Annotated in this window: 2 protein-coding genes; both read left to right on the top strand. The window is 58.7% G+C overall.

The window, feature by feature from the left end:
- Positions 1-459: hypothetical protein (locus AC1DT3_RS22105; protein ID WP_477467319.1), on the top strand; the 459-nt coding region annotated here is incomplete at its 5' end.
- Positions 460-670: 211 nt separating this feature from the next.
- Positions 671-1,138 (top strand): GNAT family N-acetyltransferase (locus AC1DT3_RS22100; protein ID WP_477467318.1); only part of this gene is annotated, 468 nt, incomplete at its 3' end.

Here is a 1,138-nt window from a genome sequence, read left to right as displayed (position 1 = left end):
GGGTTCATCCGCTCAGGTGCAGATCGCCACGCTCTCGAAGAACCTCAAGATGACCTACAAGGACTTCTTCGTCATCTGACCCAAAATAAGTCACCACGAACATCCGGGAAGAATATGAAAAGCGATCAAATYGACGGGCTCCTTCGTGGGGCGACCGCCTATCACCGCCTTGCCGAAGGCTCGGCGTTGGGCCAAGGAGAGGTACCGTTTTACTTCGGTTCCGATGGCAGGGCTGCCGCGCGGATGCCCAACGGCGTTGTTCGAACCGGCGCGTGGAGGATTGGCGACGACAGCTATTACCTCGACTGGGATGACGGGCTCCAAAACAGCCGGACATTCCTGGAAAAGGCGATAAGCAGCATCGTCGCCAGGAATGCCGATACCGGTTCTGTGCGGTCATCGATCGTAAGGATCGTGCCCGGTGACGCAGAGGGGCTGCTGGAGACCGCTGTCCGTTAAGCAGCAGCGCATCACACACTAGGCAATCTGAAATATCGCCCTCCTCGGTTCGCCGGGGAGGGTTTTTTGCACGTTCGGACCAGCGAAGGTCGCGTGCGTTCGCGGGAGCAGACAACGTCGTGAAGGATCATCAATTGATCCCTTGAGGTTGGTTGAAAAACGCGCAAACTCGGCACGGTTGGGGTTTGAGGCAATGATGCGAATACGCAAAATGCGACCGGACGATGCAGAGAGCCTGCCTGCCATCGAGCGATCCGCGGCACGCGCATTTGCATCCGTTCCAGAGCTTGCATGGCTCGTCGATGGTGCGGTTCAGTCCGCCGATCGGCATCTGGAGCTGATGGCGGGCGGTCACTCGTGGGTGGCAACCGATCCGGACGATGGACCGATCGGCTTCTTGAGCGCGGAGCGCTTTGACGACGTGCTCCATATCTGGGAAATGTCCGTCGGCTACGACTTTCAAGGTCTGGGTCTCGGCCGAGCCCTTCTCACACATGCCTTCGATGAGGCGAGATTGCAGGGCTTGACCGCCGTCACGCTGACGACGTTTCGAGGCGTGGAATGGAATGAGCCATTCTACAAGAGAATTGGCTTCCGGACGCTTTCTGAAGACAGCGTGCCCGCTCGTCTGCAAAGCATCCTGGACGCCGAGGCGGCATATGGCCTCTCGGCAGAGCAA

This window comes from Microvirga sp. P4_G7 (assembly GCF_056401005.1).
The sequence above is the reverse complement of the archived record's forward strand: the minus strand, read 5'-3'. Positions and strand labels throughout refer to the sequence as shown.